A 14,495-nucleotide genomic window follows, 5' to 3' on the forward strand; every position below is an offset into this window, starting at 1 on the left:
GCGCGCTCCCACAGGGACGAGGCTCACGAGGCGAGCGCGACCTCATCGTCGAGCCGCACGCGCCCGCGCAACGAGTTGCTCATGGCCTCGGTGATCACCACGTCGACGAACTGGCCGATCATGCGCGCATGGCCGGGGAAGTTCACGTAGCGCATGTTTTCGGTGCGGCCCGTCATCTCGCTGGCGTTCTTGCGGCTGGGCTTTTCGACCAGCACGCGTTGCACCGTGCCCACCATGGCCTCGTTGATCTTGCGGGCGTTCTCGTTGATGGCGGCCTGCAGGCGGGTGAGGCGGGCATGCTTTTCGTCGCTGGGGGTATCGTCGGCGAGGTTGGCCGCCGGGGTACCCGGGCGCGAGGAGAAGATGAAGCTGAAGCTCTGGTCGAAGCCCACGTCGTCGATGAGCTTCATGGTCTTCAGAAAATCGTCTTCGGTCTCGCCGGGGAAGCCCACGATGAAATCGGACGAGATGCAGATATCCGGCCGCACGGCACGCAGCTTGCGGATCTTCTGCTTGAATTCCAGCGCCGTGTAGCCACGCTTCATGGCCGCCAGGATGCGATCGGAGCCGGCCTGGACGGGCAGGTGCAGGAAGTTGCACAGCTGCGGCACGTTGGCGTAGGCCTCGATCAGCGAATCGGAGAACTCCAGCGGGTGCGAGGTGGTGAAGCGGATGCGGCCGATGCCCTCGATCTGCGCGATGGCGTGGATGAGCACGGCCAGGTCGGCGATGCCGCCGTCGTGCATGGGGCCACGGTAGGCGTTGACGTTCTGGCCCAGCAGGTTCACTTCGCGCACGCCCTGCTCGGCGAGCTGCGCCACCTCGACGATGACATCGTCGAACGGGCGGCTGATCTCCTCGCCGCGGGTATAGGGCACCACGCAATACGAGCAGTACTTCGAGCAGCCTTCCATGATGGAGACGAAGGCGGTGGGGCCCTCGGCGCGCGGCTCGGGCAGGCGGTCGAACTTCTCGATCTCCGGGAAGCTGATGTCCACCTGCGATTTGCCGGTGTGGCGCTGGGCCTCGATCATCTCAGGCAGGCGGTGCAGGGTCTGCGGGCCGAACACCAGGTCGACGTACGGGGCGCGCTTGAGGATGGCATCGCCCTCCTGCGAGGCGACGCAGCCGCCCACGCCGATGAGCACCGGCTTGCCGTTCTTCTTGTGCTCCTTCCACTTGCCGAGCTGGCTGAAGACCTTTTCCTGGGCCTTCTCGCGGATGGAGCAGGTGTTGACCAGGATGACGTCGGCTTCGGCCTCGTCGTGGGTGAGTTCGAGCCCATGCGACGCGCGCAGCACGTCGGCCATCTTGGCCGAGTCGTACTCGTTCATCTGGCAGCCGTGGGTCTTGATGAAAAGCTTGCCGCTCATGGGGCTGGGTACCGTGTTGCCTGGCCGATTACCGAACCCCGCAGTTTACGCCAATCAATGACTTGCGTGAAGGTCGCGGGCCGCTCGCGCCCTTGCTGGCGGGGGTGCGCTGGTGGACAATCGCGCCCATGGTTGACGTCGCGACGCCAGGGGAAAGCGCCGGCCATCCCGCCCGCCGTTTCCTTACCTTTGGGCCGGCCCTGCGAAGGGCCGCGGCCGCGTGCGTCCTGTGGTCGGCCTTCGTGGCCACCCCGGCCGCCGCGGGCAACCTCTACCGCTGCATCGGCAGCACGGGTGAAACCGTCTTCTCCGGCAGCACGGCGGGCTACAAGGACTGCAAGCGCATCGGCAGCACGCCGGCCTCGCGGCCGGCCGCCAGGGCCGCGGGCACGCCCCGGTCGTCTGGCCTGCCGCAGCATCCGGAGCTTCCCCTCGCGTCCGCGCCGCCGTCGCTGCCCGCGCAGGCCGTGGCGACGGGGGTGGTCGTGCCGCCGCCCGCGGCACCATCGTTCGCGGGCGTATCGGGCGGCGTGGTGGGCCCGGACGAGCCCGTGAGCTCGCTGGTGGGTGTCACTGGCGGCGTGGTCACCGATGCCGAGGCCCGGGCCGAGGCGGCGAAGGCGGCCCTGCCGGCGGTCACCGCGCCGAAGGGCAGCTGGGACTACAAGGAATCCGCATCCACCGACCTCGCCGCGGCGCCCGCGCCGGCGGCGCCCTCGGGCTCACGCGTGCTGCGCGGGGCGGTTTACCGCATTACCCGGGCCGACGGCGGCGTGGAATACACGAACATCCCCCAGGCCGGGGCGAAGGGCAAGAGCGTGCAGATGCTCTTCACCTACATCGCCACCTGCGTGGCGTGCGACGTCCATTCGAAGATCGACTTCAACAGCGTCGCGCTGAATTTCACGGCCTTCGGCGACGCGATCCGCTCGGCCAGCCTCGAGTACCACGTGGACGAAGCCCTGCTGCGGGCGGTCATCCATGCCGAGAGCGCCTTCAACCCGCGGGCGCTTTCCGTGGCGGGCGCGCAAGGCCTCATGCAGCTCATCCCGGGCACCGCCCGCGACATGGGCGTGCAGGACGTGTTCAACCCCGAGCAGAACATCCGCGGCGGCGCGCGTTACCTGGCGCTGCTGCTACAGACATTCAACGGCAACGAGCGCCTCGCGGCCGCCGCGTACAACGCCGGCCCCGGCGCCGTGCAGCGCTACAACGGCGTGCCGCCGTACGATGAGACCCAGGTGTACGTCGAGCGGGTAGGGGTGCTGCGCAAGCGCTATACCGAAGGCCTGCGGCGCGCGGCCGTGCCGCTGGCCGAACGAAACGTCGCCCTGTAGGAGCCCACCCCGTGGGCGACGCCTCTCGCGACAACGCAACGGGGCCTGCTGCCTTGAGGGGAAAGATGTCGCCCACCGCGTGGGCTCCTACGACTGGGGCTGTTGGGTCTGCACCGGCGAGGTGGGCGGGCGCTGGGTGGGTACCACCGAGAGCGAGAACGGCTGGCCGTTTCGCAAGCCCGACAGGTTGACTGCCACCCCGGGTTTCAGGGAGGCCTCGTGGCGGCGCAGGTCGGAGGCATCGAGGATGTCCTCGTCGCCGATCTTGAGCAGTACGTCACGCTGTTCGACACCCGCAAGGGCGGCGGGGCCACCTGGCGAGACCTCGTTCACCACCACGCCGCGGGCCGCGGAGGGCAGGCCGCTCTCGGCCGACACGGGCACGGGGCCGTAGTCGGCGCCGATCCAGCCGCGCACCACGTGGCCGGTCTTGATGATCTGTTCCAGCACATCCTTCGCGCTCTGCACCGGGATGGCGAAGCCGATGCCCTCGGCGCCCACGGCCTGGCCGATGAGCGAGGTATTGATGCCCACGAGCTGGCCATGGGCATTGACCAGGGCGCCGCCCGAGTTGCCGAAGTTGATGGCCGCATCGGTCTGGATGAGGCTCTCGAGGCTGGACAGGTTGAGCTGGCGGCCGATGGCACTGACGATGCCCATGGTCACGGTCTGCCCGATGCCGAAGGGGTTGCCGATGGCGAGCACCACGTCGCCCACGCGGGGCCGGCTCTCGGCATCGGTCATCTCGATGGCGGGCAGGTTGCCGGCATCGACCTTGAGCACGGCCAGGTCGGTCTCGTCATCCGAGCCCACCACCCTGGCGCTGGCCACGCGGCCGTCGTAGAGCAGCAGCTGGATGTCGTCGGCGTTGGCGATGACGTGGTTGTTGGTCAAAACGTAGCCATCGTCGCTGACAATGACGCCCGAGCCGAGGTTCTGCTGGCGGCGCGTGCGCACCGGGCCCGTGGGCACGCTGAAGATGCGCTGCAGCACGGGGTCGGAATAAAGCTGCCGCGGCTGCTCGGTGACCAGTTTGTTCGCGTAGATGTTGACCACCGAGGGGGCCGCCCGGGCCACGGCATCGGCATAGGAAACGGGGCCCTCTTGTGCACCTGCGGCAGGTGCCTGCGGGGTGCCCGTGAAGCGCTGGCGGAGGAACGCGCCACTGCCCGGCCAGGCCAGGCCGATGACGAAGGCGAGCGCGAGGCCGAGCACGACGAAGCGGGCAATGAAGGCGAACGTGCGGGCGGCTTGGTTCATGGGTGGCCGATTTTTCCGCGTCCTGGCGGGGAGTTAGCTGCCGTGTCTTTACATCGGGCAGGGGTTTGTTCACTTTATTGTACGTGGCAAGTGCTGACGTTACACTGACGTAATTTTGCGGAAGCCGATTTCCGAACGAACCGGCGATGGGGCCCGCAAACCTCAATGGCATAAGTTCCGGAGAGCCTGATGGCGAACGAAGAAGTCGTCGATCACGGGCGCCGTCGCTTCCTTACCACGACGACGGCTGTTGTCGGTGGCGTGGGAGTGGTCGCGGCGATCGTGCCCTTCATCAAATCGTGGGAGCCATCGGCGAGGGCCAAGGCGGCCGGCGCGCCGGTCACGGTCGATATCAGCGCCATCGACGCGGGGCAGAAGGTCACCTTCGCCTGGCGTAGCCTTCCTGTTTTCGTGGTCAACCGCACGCCGGCCCAGCTGGCGCAGCTGAAGGGCCTCGCGCCCCGCCTGCTCGACCCGGATTCGTCCGATACCGCGCAGCAGCCGGATTTCGCCAAGAACGAAACCCGCTCGATCAAGCCCGAGTGGCTGGTCATCATCGGCCTGTGCACCCACCTCGGCTGCGTCCCCGATTTCGTCCCCGATATCAAGCCCGAGCCCTTCGACGCGAACTGGAAGGGCGGCTTCTACTGCCCCTGCCACAAGTCGCGCTACGACCTCTCCGGGCGCGTGTTCAGTGGCGTGCCGGCCCCCAAGAACCTGGCGGTGCCGAAGTACCACTTCATTGACGACACGCACATCCAGATCGGCGTGGATCCGGAGGGGAAGAGCTGATGGCCAGCACACTGTCGCGCCTTGGTAACTGGTTCAACGAGCGTGCCCCGGGCTTCATGCCGATGTACCGGAAGCACATGACCGAGTACTACGCGCCGAAGAACTTCAACCTCTGGTACTACTTCGGTTCGCTCGCCCTGCTGGTGCTGGTCAACCAGATCGTCACCGGCATCTTCCTCACCATGAACTACAAGACGAGTGCGGCGGAAGCCTTCAACTCGGTCGAGTACATCATGCGCGACGTGGAGTGGGGCTGGCTCATCCGCTACATGCATTCCACGGGCGCCTCGCTATTCTTCGTGGTGGTGTTCCTGCACATGTTCCGCGGCATCATGTACGGCTCGTTCAAGAAGCCGCGCGAGCTGGTGTGGATCCTGGGCATGCTCATCTTCCTCGTGCTCATGGCCGAGGCGTTCATGGGCTACGTGCTGCCGTGGGGCAACATGTCGTTCTGGGGCGCGAAGGTGATCATCTCGCTGTTCGGCACCATCCCCTTCATCGGCGATACGCTGGTGCAGTGGATCATGGGCGATTACCTGCCGGCCGATTCCACCCTCAACCGCTTCTTCGCGCTGCATGTCATCGCGCTGCCGCTGGTGCTGTTGCTGCTGGTGGTGCTGCACCTGGCCGCGCTGCACGAGGTGGGCTCGAACAACCCCGATGGCGTCGACGTCAAGCACGGCCCCAAGGGCAACCGCTGGTCGCCCGACAAGCCCAAGGACGCCATCCCGTTCCACCCGTACTACACGGTGAAGGATTCCTTCGGCGTTGGGTTCTTCCTGATGATCGCGGCGTTCATCATCTTCTTCGCGCCCACCTTCGGCGGCTGGTTCCTCGAGCACGATAACTTCACCCCGGCCAACAACCTGGTGACGCCGAGCCACATCAAGCCGTCGTGGTACTTCACGCCGTTCTACGCCATCCTGCGCATGATCCCGTCCTTCTTCGGCACGGCCATCTGGGGCGTCATCGGCATGTTCGGCGCCATCCTGCTGCTGGCGCTGCTGCCCTGGCTCGACCAGGGGGCGGTGCGCTCGGTGCGCTACCGTGGCATGGGTTACCGCATCGCCCTGGGCGTGCTGGTCGTCTCGTTCCTGGCCCTTGGCCTCGTGGGTGCGGGCGTCACCGCCGAGCTTATCCCCGCGTGGTTCCCCGGCGCGGATGTCACCACGGTGGAGAACGCGTTCGGGCGCCTCATGGTGCTGGGCTACTTCGGCTTCTTCGTGTTCGTATGGATCTACACGCGCTTTGGTTTCGAGAAGACCAAGCCGGTTCCGGAACGGGTGACGATGCATGATTAAGCGCTATCTCTCTTCCCTCGCCCTCGCGCTGGGCCTTGCCGTCGCCGCCGCCCCGGCACTCGCCGCCGAGGATGGCGAGGACCTGCCGCCGTCGGGTGCCAACGTCTACGACCAGGCCTCGTTGCAGCGTGGCGCCAGGCTGTTCTTCAACTACTGCGTGGGCTGCCACTCGCTGAAGTACGTGCGCTACTCGCGCCTGGCGGCAGACCTGGGGCTCAGCGAAGACGAGGTGATGAAGAACCTCAACTTCACGGGCGCCAAGTTCGGCGAGACGGTCGTCTCGCACATGCCGGCCGAAGACGCCAAGGGCTGGTTCGGCAAGGAGCCGCCGGATCTCACCCTCGAGGCCCGCGCCAAGGGCTCCGACTTCATCTACAACTACCTCAACTCGTTCTACCTCGACCCCAGCCGCCCGGTGGGCTGGAACAACACGGTGTTCCCCAATGCCTCCATGCCCAACCCCCTGTGGGAGCTGCAGGGCCTGCAGGTGGCGGTGCACCCCGAGGGCAAGGCGGGGGCCGATGCCCCGGTCGAGAAGCTCGAGTTGCACACCAAGGGCAGCATGAGCCCGGAAGAGTTCCAGGCCGCCACCCGCGACCTCACGGCCTTCCTGGAATACACCGCCGAGCCGGCGGCCCTCGAGCGCCAGTCCATCGGCGTGTGGGTGCTGCTGTTCTTGGCCGGCCTTACCTTCCTGCTGTACCTTCTGAAGCATGAGTACTGGAAGGACGTCCACGAGCATCACTGATTGATGTCCCACGGGGCGGCCTGGCGGCCGCCCCGTTCCGTTTCGGCGCTGCAGGGAGGGAGATCGAAAGCATGGTCCAGAACGCACGTTCGCGCACGGCATTGACGCTCTACACGAGCGCCGACGACATCCACTGCCACCGTACCCGCCTGGTGCTGGCGGCCAAGGGCGTGGCGTACGACAGGCTCCTGCTCAAACCCGACGAGCCCACCCCGGATCTGCTCGAGCTCAACCCCTACGGCACGCTGCCCACCCTGGTGGACCGTGACCTCACGGTCTACGACACCCTCACGGTGGTCGAGTACCTCGACGAGCGTTACCCGCACCCCCCGCTGATGCCCATCGATCCGCTCTCGCGGGCCCGCCTGCGGCTCGCCACCTGGCGCATCGAGAACGACTGGCTGCCCGAGATTGAAACCATCCAGGCCGGTGGCCGCGAGGCGGCCGGCGCGCGCAAGCGCCTGCGCGAGCACCTGCTGGTCTCGGTGGAGCTGTTCAAGGCCTCGCGGTTCTTCCTGAACCCTGAGATGAGCCTCATCGACTGCCTCGTCGCCCCCATCGTGTGGCGGCTGCCGTCGCTGGGGGTCGACCTGGGCGCGGCCGGCAAGCCTATCGTCGACTACGGTGAGCGGCTGTTCCACAGCCAGGGCTTTGCCCGCAGCCTGACGGCCGAGGAGCGCAACATGCGGCCGGATTTCGACTTCAGCCCGGTCGGTTAGCCCTGTGCGCCGGTATCCCGTAAACTCACCCCCGTAACGAGGATGAGTTGATGGATACGAACGAAAGCATGGGCATGACCTCCAATCGGCCCTACCTGCTGCGCGCCATTTACGACTGGATCAGCGATAACGGCCTCACGCCCTACGTGCTGGTCGACGCCGGCCAGCCCGGCGTCAAGGTGCCCGCCCACGTCATCAAGAACGGCCAGGTGGTGCTGAACCTGGCCATGCGCGCCGTGGCCAACCTCGACCTCGGCAACGACCGCATCGCGTTCCAGGCCCGTTTCTCGGGCGTCAGCCAGGATATCGTCATCCCCGTCGCGGCCGTCATGGCGCTTTACGCGCAGGAAAACGGCCAGGGCATGATGTTCCCGGCCGACGAGAACGAAGGCGCGGCCGACCCGGTCGAAGCCGCGGAGGCCCCCGATACCGGCGGCGACGACGACCGCCCCAAGCGCGGCGCCCCGCACCTGCGCGTGGTGAAATAAAGCCATGTAGGAGCGCGCTTGCGCGCGATTGGCGCTACGACACCACCCATCGCGCGCAAGCGCGCTCCCACAGTTTCCTAGTGGGCCCGGCGGCGCTCCGCCAGCGAGATGACATTGCCCGGCAGGCCCACTTCAGTGGCCACCACCGTTTCCAGCTCGGGGTTGCCTGAGTGCGGCAGCGCATAGCTGGCCACGTCGTCGCCCGCCATCCAGATACGGGCGGGTTGGCGGCTCTGGCCGTCGTCGCTCACCTCGAACGAGTAGCAGCGCTCGAGCCGGCGGCCGCCGTCGACGCCTTGCAGGCGGATGGCGCGCAGGCCCACGGACTGGTCGAGCAGCTGCAGGCCATGGCGCCGGCACAGGGCCGTGGCGGCGCGGACGGCCACCTCGCGCGCACGCGTCAGCCGGTACCAGCTGGCGATGATGGCCGCGATGCCCAGCAGCCAGAATAGATCGGTCACGGAGTTCATGGCCCGAGTGTGTGGCCGCCGGGCGGCCGCCACAAGTACCCGGCCGGCAGAATCGACGGGTTTACAGGTCGAGCCGTAGGCTCAGGTCGATCGCCTGGACATGCTTGGTCAGCGCGCCGCTGGAGATGAAATCCACGCCCGTGCTGGCGATGGCGGCGAGGGTGCCGATCTCGACGTTGCCCGATACCTCCAGCGGAATGCGCCCGGCGGTGTAGGCCACGGCCTGCTCGAGCATGGCCGGGGTGAAGTTATCGAGCAGCGCGCGGTCGGCGCCGGCATCGATGGCCTGGGCCAGCTCCGCAAGGGTCTCCACTTCTACGATAAGTGGCAGGGAAGGGTGGATGCGGCGCGCATCGCGCACGGCGTTGGGGATGCCGCCCGCCGCGATGATGTGGTTTTCCTTCAGCATCATGGCGTCGAACAGGCCGATGCGGTGGTTGGTGCCCCCGCCGCAGCGCACGGCGTATTTCTGCGCGCGGCGCAGGCCGGGCAGGGTCTTGCGCGTATCGAGGATGCGCGTACGCGTGCCGGCCAGCGCGTCGGCGTAGCGCGAGGTGACCGTGGCGGTGGCCATCAGCAGCTGCAGGAAATTCAGTGCCGAGCGCTCGGCCGTGACCAGCGCGCGGGCCTTGCCGGCCAGGCGGCAAAGGACCGAGCCCGCGGGCACGCGGTCGCCATCGTTCGCCAGCCACTCGATGCGCACGCCCGGGTCGAGCTTGCGGAAGCAGGCTTCGAACCACGCGCTGCCGCACAGCACGGCGTCCTCGCGGCAGGTGAGCACCGCCGTGGCGGTGGCGTTGGGATCGAGGAGGTCGGCGGTGGCGTCGCCGGGGCCGACATCTTCGGCGAAGGCGCGGTCGACGTCGGCGAGGATCTCACTGGCCGGCGGCAAGGCACCGGCGAGGGGGGTGTCGTTCATCGGGCTCAGGGGTTTTCCGGCGTACGCAGGCGCTCGACGATGGCATCCATGGCGCGGTCGAAAAGCAACGTGGAATCGAGCACGCGGGCGGCCCCCTGCGCGAACGCCTGGGCCAGCCCGGCGAGGCTATGGTCGGCGACCTTGAGGCCACGACGGTTCACGAACAGGAAGCGGCCGCTGATGGGGCTCACCCACGACAGCTTGGCGCGGTCGGTGGTGCCGTCCTCGGCGGTGAACTCCAGCCACTGGCCCACCTTCAGGTCGCGGGCGAGTGACAGGTAGCGTTCGTCGAACGCATCGTCGGTGAGGGTATCGACCTCCTCGTCGCGCTCGGGCGCGGCCATCGGTTCCTCGATGGCCTGGATGGCATCCGGCAACGGCATGGCGCTGGCGACCAGGGTGCCGCTATCGGCGTCCGGCGCCACTTCGCCCAGCTGCTGGCGGTAGAACGCATGCAACTGGCCCAGCAGCTGCTCGGTGTCGGCTTCCTGGAACGCGACGGAGGCCAGGCCGCGGCGCAGCGAGCGCTCGATGCCCGGCAGCAGCGCGCGCAGCTCGCGCCGCCCGTTCACGTCGTGCACGGGGCGGGCGCTGGCGATGAAGTGGTCGATGAAGCGCAGCGACTCATGGAACTCGGTGGCGTCCTCGCCCTGGCGCAGCAGGGTGAGCACCACGTAGTTCGCCCAGGCGCGGGTGAGCACGCCGTAGATGAGGGGCGGCAGGCTGGCGCCATCGATGCGGCCCACGATCTCCTGCGCGGCGCGGCGGCGCGCCTGCTCGAGTTTTTCACGGCCGCGGGTGGATTCCGCCACGCGCTGCTCGGCGAGCTCGGCGCGCTTGCGGGCCACGTCGAGGAACTCCTGCAGCTCGGCGGCGAGGCGGTCGAAGATGGCGGTGTCGTCGTCGAAATCGTGCAGCAGCCGCTCGACGATGGATTTGACCTTGTCGAACAGGCGGCCGTCGCGGTCGCCCTCGGCCGACCAGCCCTTGGCGGCGTCGGCCAGCGCGTCGAGCAGCTGGCGCGCCGGGTGCGATTTGTGCGCGAACAGGCGGCGATCGAGCAGGGCCACCTTGAGGTAAGGAATCTGCAGGCGCGCGAGCAGCACCTGCATCTCGACGGGCAGGTTGCGGTCTTCGAGGATGAACTCGAACAGCATGCCCACCAGGTCGATGGTGTCCTCGTCGATGCCGGAGACATGCGCCGTCTGCTGGCCGCGCAGCTGGCCGATCTGCGAGAGCAGTTGCTCCTTCAGCAGGCCCACGTCGCGGGCGATCTCGGCCTGGCTGGTGAGCTGCGTGGCGCTGGCGGGCAGTACCGAGATCTGGCTTTGCAGCAGCGTGAGCGCGCCAAGCATCTCGGCGGCGCTGGGCATGGGGCCGGTCGGCACGGGCACGCCGCCGCCCGTGCCAGCGGCGCCGCCGGCCTGGCCGGCGAGCCCGCGGCGCGCGGAGAACAGCGCGTGCAGCGATTGCATGAACTCGGCGGCGGCCGCGTCGGTGACCGGCGCGGCGGGCCCGTGCGCCACCGGGGTGGCGGTGGAATCCGGGCCCGTGGGCGCGGGGGCGTCGCTGCGCCGCGAGGCGATCTCGTGGCGCAGCTGCGGCAGCACGCCCGCGGCGGCCAGCTCGTTGTTGATGTCGTCGTAGAGCTCGTCGATGCCGGCGAGCACGTAGCGGTCGAACAGCTTGTAGATGATGAGCTTGACGCGCACCTCGACCATCAGCTCGCGCAGGCCCTGGCGGAACGCATTGGCAAGCGACGCCGGCCCGACCGGATTGGTGGCGTCGTCCATCTTGTTGCCGCCGCAGATGACCGACAGCCGCTGGTTCACCGCGAAGAGCGCGCGGGCGAGGCGCTGCTCGTTCTTGCCGACCATGGACGTGACGGCGAGCGATTCTTCGAGTTCGTTCTCACCGACCAGGCTCAGCTCGATATTGGCGAGCGGGCGGGTGTGGGTTTCGGTGTCCGGCGCGCGCAGGCGGCCCGCGGAAAAATCGGCCAGGTCGCGGGCGACCTGGCCGAGGAAGGTGCGCTCGACGATGGCGCGCTTTTTTCGGACTTCGCGCATGCCGTCGAAGAACTGCGTCTGCGCCGCATTGTTCTCGGCCTTTTCGGCGAGATCGAACAGGGCGTCGTCGATGTTCTCGAACATGTTGCTGGCCAGCGCATGCAGGCGCTTGGTGGCCAGCCCACGGACCGTGGCCAGGAGCGCGCCCACGCGTTCACTGCGCGGATCGAGGCGCTGGCTGAGATCCACCACATTGGACGGTTCGGTCGCGTTACTCATCGCGCATCCTGGAAAAACTGAGGCCCCCGCCTGATGATGCCATTGTGCGGGAACCGGATACCCAAAGTGTGACCTTCGTCACGGATTGTGCGCGCGACCTGCTTCTGGCGTAAACCCCGCCATTTGCGTGGTACCGATGCCGGATTCGGGCAGCATCACGGGGATGCCGTCGTCCACCCGGTAGATGACCTGGCCATCGGTGGTGATGAGCCCCTCGGCGAGGGCGTCGGTGACCTTCTCGCCGGCGACCGTGTCGATGGCACCGGCCTTGATGGCGGTGTTGACCTGGTCGCGTTCGGTGGCGGTGAGGGGGCGCAGCGGGCGCTTGCTGACAGGGCAGCAGAGGATATCGATGAGGCGCTTGTCCATGGATGCGGCCCGGTGGGGCCAACCTTATTAAACCGAATGTCCGTACAATAACGACTTTTGGGTGCTCCGGCCATGACTTCCAACAAGGGTAGCGACGCCTCCCAGCCACGCGTGGGCGTGGTCATGGGCTCGCGTTCGGACTGGGAAACGATGGAGCACGCCTCCACCACGCTGGCGCGCCTTGGCATCGTCCACGAGGTGCGCGTGGTGTCGGCCCACCGTACGCCCGACCTGCTCATGGATTACGCCGATGGCGCGCGTGGCCGGGGCATCCAGGTCATCATCGCCGGCGCCGGCGGCGCGGCCCACCTGCCGGGCATGCTCGCCGCCAAGACCCCGCTGCCGGTGTTTGGCGTGCCGGTGCAGTCCAAGGCCCTGAACGGCATGGATTCCCTGCTTTCCATAGCGCAGATGCCGGCCGGCATCCCCGTGGGCACCCTGGCCATCGGCCGCGCGGGCGCCACCAACGCCGCCCTGCTGGCCGCATCGGTGCTCGCCCTGCACGACCCGGCCGTGGCCACGGCGCTCGACGCCTTCCGCAGCGAGCAGACCCGCACTGTCCTCGACAACGCGGACCCCCGCGCGTGAGCCGCAGGCTCCCCACGGTCGGCATCCTGGGTGGCGGGCAGCTGGCGCGCATGCTTGCCCTCGCGGCATCGCCGCTGGGCATCCGCACGCTGGTGGTCGATGGCGCGGCCGATGCCTGCGCCGGCCAGGTCACCGAGCTGGTGGTGGCCGACTGGTTCGACGATGCCGCGCTGGATGCCTTCGCCGCGCGCGTCGACGTGGTGACCTTCGATTTCGAGAACGTGCCCGCCGCCGTGGCCGAGCGCCTGGCCGGCAAGGTCAGCGTGTTTCCCAACCCGCGCGCGTTGTCGGTGGCGCAGGATCGCCTCAGCGAGAAGACGCTGTTCCGCGAGTGCGGGCTCGGTACGCCCGAGTTCGCGCCGGTCGATACCCGCGACGACCTCGTCCGCGCCGTGGAGCGCATCGGCGCCCCCGCCGTGCTCAAGACCCGCCGCCTCGGGTACGACGGCAAGGGCCAGTTCCGCCTGAAAACGCCCGCCGATATCGACGCCGCCTGGGCGGCGCTCGGCGATGCGGCAGGGCAGGTGGGCCTCATCCTCGAGGCCTTCGTGCCGTTCGAGCGCGAGGTCTCCGTGGTGGCCGTGCGCGGGCGCGATGGCGCGTTCCGCAGCTGGCCGCTCACCCGCAACTGGCACGTCGACGGCGTGCTCTCGCTGAGCCTGGCCCCCGCGCCGGGCTCCACCGACGAGCTCGAGCGGGCCGCCAACGCGCACGCCCGCACGGTGGCCGAGGCGCTCGACTACGTGGGCGTGTTCGCCCTCGAACTGTTCGTGTGCAACGGCAAGCTGCTTGGCAACGAGATGGCGCCGCGCGTCCATAACTCGGGCCACTGGACCATCGAAGGCGCCCACACCAGCCAGTTCGAGAACCACGTGCGTGCCGTGCTCGGCCTGCCGCTGGGCGGTACCGGCGTGCGCGGCCCCAGCGCCATGCTCAATTTCATCGGCGAGATGCCGGCCATGGCGCCGGTGCTCGAGGTGGCCGACGGCCACTGGCACGACTACGGCAAGGAGGCCCGCCCGGGCCGCAAGGTGGGGCACGCCACGGTGTGCGCGCCCGATGCCGGTAGCCTGCGCGAGAAGCTGGCCGTGGTCGGCGAAGGCCTGGGGCGCATGGCCCAGGTGGACCCCGGCATCGACGCCCTGTTGTAGGAGCGCACCCTGTGCGCGACAGCTCTTCGCGAAGAGCTGTCGCCCACGGGGGTGGGCTCCTACAGGGGCGCGCTTACGCCAGGTTCTTGGCCGCGAAGTCCCAGTTCACGATGGCCCAGAAGTTCTCGAGGTACTTCGGGCGGGCGTTGCGGTAGTCGATGTAGTAGGCGTGTTCCCACACATCGGCGGTGAACAGCGGCTTGTCGCTGCCCGTGATGGGCGTGGCGGCGTTCGACGTGTTGACGATGGCCAGCGAGCCATCGGGGCGCTGCACCAGCCAGGTCCAGCCCGAACCGAAGTTGCCGGCGGCCTGCTTGCTGAACTCTTCCTTGAACTTGTCGACCGAGCCGAACGCCTTGGTGATGGCGTCGGCGAGCTTCGCCGGCGGCTCGGCCTGTTGCGATGCGGGGCGCATCGAGTGCCAGTAGAACGTATGGTTCCAGATCTGGGCGGCGTTGTTGAAGATGCCACCCGAGGACGACTTGACGATGTCTTCGAGGCTCTTGCCCTCGAATTCAGTGCCCTTCACCAGGTTATTGAGGTTGGTGACATACGCCTGGTGGTGCTTGCCGTAATGGAACTCGAGGGTCTCGGCCGAGATGTGCGGCTCCAGGGCATTCTTCTCATAGGGAAGCGGGGGAAGTTCGAACGCCATTGTCTTCGGCTCCTTAGCGGTGGCTGGGGGGAAAGAA

15 protein-coding genes are annotated in these 14,495 nt (G+C 67.9%); 8 read left to right on the forward strand and 7 right to left on the reverse strand.

Annotation, left to right across the window (positions count from 1 at the left end):
• Nucleotides 1–23 precede the first annotated feature (23 nt).
• Nucleotides 24–1,373: a tRNA (N6-isopentenyl adenosine(37)-C2)-methylthiotransferase MiaB gene (gene miaB, locus VI08_RS14470; protein WP_045830308.1), complete on the reverse strand. Its 1,350-nt coding sequence runs from the start codon at nucleotides 1,371–1,373 to the stop codon at nucleotides 24–26.
• 128 nt (nucleotides 1,374–1,501) lie between these two features.
• Here miaB and VI08_RS14475 point away from each other — a divergent pair, with 128 nt between their 5' ends.
• Entirely contained in the window at nucleotides 1,502–2,710 is a 1,209-nt protein-coding gene (locus VI08_RS14475) for a lytic transglycosylase domain-containing protein (RefSeq protein ID WP_084621529.1), read from the forward strand.
• An 87-nt stretch (nucleotides 2,711–2,797) separates the two neighbouring features.
• Here VI08_RS14475 and VI08_RS14480 read toward each other — a convergent pair whose 3' ends face one another.
• The gene (locus VI08_RS14480) at nucleotides 2,798–3,970 is read right to left on the reverse strand and encodes a S1C family serine protease (RefSeq protein ID WP_045830309.1); all 1,173 of its coding nucleotides are present in this window, start codon (nucleotides 3,968–3,970) and stop codon (nucleotides 2,798–2,800) included.
• 189 nt (nucleotides 3,971–4,159) lie between these two features.
• Here VI08_RS14480 and petA point away from each other — a divergent pair, with 189 nt between their 5' ends.
• The 5 genes from petA (at nucleotide 4,160) to VI08_RS14505 (ending at nucleotide 8,018) form a co-directional block, all read left to right on the forward strand.
• A complete protein-coding gene (gene petA / locus VI08_RS14485; protein ID WP_045830310.1) occupies nucleotides 4,160–4,762 on the forward strand; it encodes a ubiquinol-cytochrome c reductase iron-sulfur subunit in 603 nt (200 codons plus the stop codon).
• Nucleotides 4,762–6,063, forward strand: coding sequence for a cytochrome b (locus VI08_RS14490; RefSeq protein WP_045830311.1), 1,302 nt, complete (start codon nucleotides 4,762–4,764; stop codon nucleotides 6,061–6,063). Before petA ends, VI08_RS14490 begins: the two co-directional genes overlap by 1 nt.
• The gene (locus VI08_RS14495) at nucleotides 6,056–6,811 is read left to right on the forward strand and encodes a cytochrome c1 (protein WP_045830312.1); all 756 of its coding nucleotides are present in this window, start codon (nucleotides 6,056–6,058) and stop codon (nucleotides 6,809–6,811) included. Before VI08_RS14490 ends, VI08_RS14495 begins: the two co-directional genes overlap by 8 nt.
• A gap of 71 nt (nucleotides 6,812–6,882) precedes the next feature.
• Nucleotides 6,883–7,530 carry a glutathione S-transferase N-terminal domain-containing protein gene (locus tag VI08_RS14500; RefSeq protein ID WP_045830313.1) on the forward strand — a complete coding sequence of 216 codons (648 nt, stop codon included), beginning with the start codon at nucleotides 6,883–6,885 and terminating at the stop codon, nucleotides 7,528–7,530.
• Between the two features lie 74 nt (nucleotides 7,531–7,604).
• Nucleotides 7,605–8,018, forward strand: a complete 414-nt coding sequence (locus VI08_RS14505) for a ClpXP protease specificity-enhancing factor (protein WP_084621537.1) — start codon at nucleotides 7,605–7,607, stop codon at nucleotides 8,016–8,018.
• A gap of 77 nt (nucleotides 8,019–8,095) precedes the next feature.
• On the opposite strand, the gene VI08_RS14510 is transcribed toward VI08_RS14505, so the two are convergent.
• From VI08_RS14510 to VI08_RS14525, 4 genes are all read right to left on the reverse strand, one after another.
• On the reverse strand, nucleotides 8,096–8,488 hold the full coding sequence (locus tag VI08_RS14510; RefSeq protein WP_045830315.1) for a DUF3301 domain-containing protein: 393 nt from the start codon (nucleotides 8,486–8,488) through the stop codon (nucleotides 8,096–8,098).
• A gap of 61 nt (nucleotides 8,489–8,549) precedes the next feature.
• Nucleotides 8,550–9,407, reverse strand: a complete 858-nt coding sequence (gene nadC / locus VI08_RS14515) for a carboxylating nicotinate-nucleotide diphosphorylase (protein WP_045830316.1) — start codon at nucleotides 9,405–9,407, stop codon at nucleotides 8,550–8,552.
• Between the two features lie 5 nt (nucleotides 9,408–9,412).
• The gene (locus tag VI08_RS14520; RefSeq protein WP_045830317.1) at nucleotides 9,413–11,695 is read right to left on the reverse strand and encodes a DUF1631 domain-containing protein; all 2,283 of its coding nucleotides are present in this window, start codon (nucleotides 11,693–11,695) and stop codon (nucleotides 9,413–9,415) included.
• Nucleotides 11,696–11,773: 78 nt separating this feature from the next.
• Nucleotides 11,774–12,064, reverse strand: a complete 291-nt coding sequence (locus tag VI08_RS14525) for a Trm112 family protein (protein ID WP_045830318.1) — start codon at nucleotides 12,062–12,064, stop codon at nucleotides 11,774–11,776.
• A 72-nt stretch (nucleotides 12,065–12,136) separates the two neighbouring features.
• Here VI08_RS14525 and purE point away from each other — a divergent pair, with 72 nt between their 5' ends.
• Both purE and VI08_RS14535 read left to right on the forward strand, forming a co-directional pair.
• The gene (purE, locus tag VI08_RS14530; protein WP_045830319.1) at nucleotides 12,137–12,652 is read left to right on the forward strand and encodes a 5-(carboxyamino)imidazole ribonucleotide mutase; all 516 of its coding nucleotides are present in this window, start codon (nucleotides 12,137–12,139) and stop codon (nucleotides 12,650–12,652) included.
• Nucleotides 12,649–13,803, forward strand: a complete 1,155-nt coding sequence (locus tag VI08_RS14535; protein ID WP_084621530.1) for a 5-(carboxyamino)imidazole ribonucleotide synthase — start codon at nucleotides 12,649–12,651, stop codon at nucleotides 13,801–13,803. The genes purE and VI08_RS14535 overlap by 4 nt, the downstream gene beginning before the upstream one ends.
• 73 nt (nucleotides 13,804–13,876) lie before the next feature.
• On the opposite strand, the gene VI08_RS14540 is transcribed toward VI08_RS14535, so the two are convergent.
• Nucleotides 13,877–14,458: a Fe-Mn family superoxide dismutase gene (locus VI08_RS14540; protein ID WP_045830320.1), complete on the reverse strand. Its 582-nt coding sequence runs from the start codon at nucleotides 14,456–14,458 to the stop codon at nucleotides 13,877–13,879.
• Between the last annotated feature and the right edge of the window lie 37 nt (nucleotides 14,459–14,495).

The sequence above is a fragment of the Luteibacter yeojuensis genome, from assembly GCF_000964085.1.
In the GTDB taxonomy this organism is placed as follows: Bacteria; Pseudomonadota; Gammaproteobacteria; order Xanthomonadales; family Rhodanobacteraceae; genus Luteibacter; species Luteibacter yeojuensis_A.

What these genes read in the sequence shown, in the direction of transcription:
- miaB (WP_045830308.1), bottom strand. Translation starts at nt 1,373, where the DNA reads ATGAGCGGCAAGCTTTTCATCAAGACCCACGGCTGCCAGATGAACGAG.
- VI08_RS14475 (WP_084621529.1), top strand. Translation starts at nt 1,502, where the DNA reads ATGGTTGACGTCGCGACGCCAGGGGAAAGCGCCGGCCATCCCGCCCGC.
- VI08_RS14480 (WP_045830309.1), bottom strand. Translation starts at nt 3,970, where the DNA reads ATGAACCAAGCCGCCCGCACGTTCGCCTTCATTGCCCGCTTCGTCGTG.
- petA (WP_045830310.1), top strand. Translation starts at nt 4,160, where the DNA reads ATGGCGAACGAAGAAGTCGTCGATCACGGGCGCCGTCGCTTCCTTACC.
- VI08_RS14490 (WP_045830311.1), top strand. Translation starts at nt 4,762, where the DNA reads ATGGCCAGCACACTGTCGCGCCTTGGTAACTGGTTCAACGAGCGTGCC.
- VI08_RS14495 (WP_045830312.1), top strand. Translation starts at nt 6,056, where the DNA reads ATGATTAAGCGCTATCTCTCTTCCCTCGCCCTCGCGCTGGGCCTTGCC.
- VI08_RS14500 (WP_045830313.1), top strand. Translation starts at nt 6,883, where the DNA reads ATGGTCCAGAACGCACGTTCGCGCACGGCATTGACGCTCTACACGAGC.
- VI08_RS14505 (WP_084621537.1), top strand. Translation starts at nt 7,605, where the DNA reads ATGACCTCCAATCGGCCCTACCTGCTGCGCGCCATTTACGACTGGATC.
- VI08_RS14510 (WP_045830315.1), bottom strand. Translation starts at nt 8,488, where the DNA reads ATGAACTCCGTGACCGATCTATTCTGGCTGCTGGGCATCGCGGCCATC.
- nadC (WP_045830316.1), bottom strand. Translation starts at nt 9,407, where the DNA reads ATGAACGACACCCCCCTCGCCGGTGCCTTGCCGCCGGCCAGTGAGATC.
- VI08_RS14520 (WP_045830317.1), bottom strand. Translation starts at nt 11,695, where the DNA reads ATGAGTAACGCGACCGAACCGTCCAATGTGGTGGATCTCAGCCAGCGC.
- VI08_RS14525 (WP_045830318.1), bottom strand. Translation starts at nt 12,064, where the DNA reads ATGGACAAGCGCCTCATCGATATCCTCTGCTGCCCTGTCAGCAAGCGC.
- purE (WP_045830319.1), top strand. Translation starts at nt 12,137, where the DNA reads ATGACTTCCAACAAGGGTAGCGACGCCTCCCAGCCACGCGTGGGCGTG.
- VI08_RS14540 (WP_045830320.1), bottom strand. Translation starts at nt 14,458, where the DNA reads ATGGCGTTCGAACTTCCCCCGCTTCCCTATGAGAAGAATGCCCTGGAG.